This is a genomic window from Streptomyces ossamyceticus, assembly GCF_001418475.1.
GTDB lineage: Bacteria > Actinomycetota > Actinomycetes > Streptomycetales > Streptomycetaceae > Streptomyces > Streptomyces ossamyceticus.
In genome coordinates this window covers 1-1,716 of record NZ_LIQX01000930.1, presented here as the reverse complement: position 1 = coordinate 1,716, position 1,716 = coordinate 1, and the positions used below count along the sequence as shown (strand labels likewise).

The window sequence follows — 1,716 nt, the reverse complement described above, 5'->3', positions numbered from 1 at the left end:
GCGCAGTTCCCCGCGCCCCTGCTTTTCCAGGGGCGCGGGGAACTGCGCGAACGGCCCCCACGCACCCGCACTCGCCGACGCACAGGTCACCCCCACCCCCCTAGGCGCTCCTGTATACGGCCGAACCGCACGTTTGAGCGGTTCGACCACGGGCTAGGTTGAGCCGTATGGCATCAACGCACGCTTCAGCACAGGTGCTGGTCGCCTCCAACCGCGGCCCCGTCTCGTACACCCAGGACGACTCCGGCGGGCTCACCGCGAAGCGCGGCGGCGGCGGACTCGTGTCCGGCCTGTCGGCGATCGGCCCCGACGCCGACGCCCTCTGGGTGTGCTCCGCACTCGGCGACGGCGACCGCGAGGCCGTACGCCGCGGGGTCGGCGAGCCCGGTGTACGCATGCTGGACATCCCCGCCGACGTCCACCACGCCGCGTACAACGGCGTCGCCAACTCCGCACTGTGGTTCGTGCACCACATGCTGTACCAGACCCCCCTGGAGCCCGTCTTCGACGCGGAGTTCCGGGCCCAGTGGACGGCGTACGAGACGTACAACCGGTCCTTCGCCGAGGCGCTGGCTCAGGAGGCGGCGGACGGCGCGGCCGTGCTCGTGCAGGACTACCACCTGACGCTCGTGCCGAGGATGCTGCGCGAGCTGCGCCCCGATCTCAGGATCGGTCACTTCTCGCACACCCCGTGGGCGCCCGTGGACTACTTCCGGCTGCTGCCCGACGACATCGCCGCGGAGGTGCTGAACGGCATCCTCGGCGCCGACCGGGCCGCGTTCCTGACCCGGCGGTGGGCGGACGCGTTCACCGCGTGCTGCCACGCCGTCCTGGGCCCCGACGCCACCTCCGGCACCCGGATCGGTGTGCACGGGCTCGGCGCCGACGCGGACTTTCTGCGGGCCCGCGCGCACGAGGCGGACGTCGACGAGCGGATCGTCGCGCTGCGGGAGCAGATCGGCACGGCTCCCGACGGCACGCCGCGCCGCACGATCGTCCGGGTCGACCGCACGGAGCTGTCCAAGAACATCGTGCGGGGGCTGCTGGCGTACCGGCAGCTCCTCGACGACCGCCCGGAGTGGCGCGAGCGCGTCGTGCACGTGGCCTTCGCGTACCCGTCGCGGCAGGACCTCGCCGTGTACCGGGAGTACACCGCCGAGGTCCAGCGGGTGGCGGCCGAGATCAACGAGCGGTACGGGACGCCGGGCTGGACCCCGGTCGTCCTCCACGTCAAGGACGACTTCGCGCGCTCCCTGGCGGCGTACCGCCTGGCCGACGTCGCCCTCGTGAACCCCATCCGCGACGGCATGAACCTGGTCGCCAAGGAGGTACCGCTCGTCTCCGACGGGGGCTGCGTGCTGGTGCTGTCGCGGGAGGCGGGGGCGTTCGAGGAGCTGGGCGAGGACGCGGTGGTGGTCAACCCGTACGACATCGGGGGGACGGCCGGGGCGTTGCACGAGGCGCTGTCGATGGGCGCGGAGGAACGAGCGGAACGCACGAAGCGCCTCACGGCGGCGGCGACGGCGCTGCCACCGGCCCGGTGGTTCTTGGATCAGCTGGGAGAGCTGAGGGCGACATAGCTCGGGGCGTCGGGGTTCGTCGGCGGGTGCGGGCTGGTGGGGGCTGGTCGCGCAGTTCCCCGCGGGGAACTGCGCGACCAGCCCCCACGCACCCGCACCCGAAGCCCGGTTCCCCCAGCCCGCGTCCTGTCACAGC

At 72.7% G+C, this 1,716-nt stretch carries 1 protein-coding gene; it reads left to right on the top strand.

Annotation, left to right across the window (positions count from 1 at the left end; all coding sequences use genetic code 11):
• Window positions 1–167: 167 nt before the first annotated feature.
• Window positions 168–1,580, top strand: coding sequence for an alpha,alpha-trehalose-phosphate synthase (UDP-forming) (locus AOK15_RS40645; protein WP_055524219.1), 1,413 nt, complete (start codon window positions 168–170; stop codon window positions 1,578–1,580).
• Window positions 1,581–1,716 lie beyond the last annotated feature (136 nt).

Excerpts from the sequence above, each read along its gene's own strand:
- AOK15_RS40645 (WP_055524219.1), top strand. The coding sequence starts at position 168 with ATGGCATCAACGCACGCTTCAGCACAGGTGCTGGTCGCCTCCAACCGC.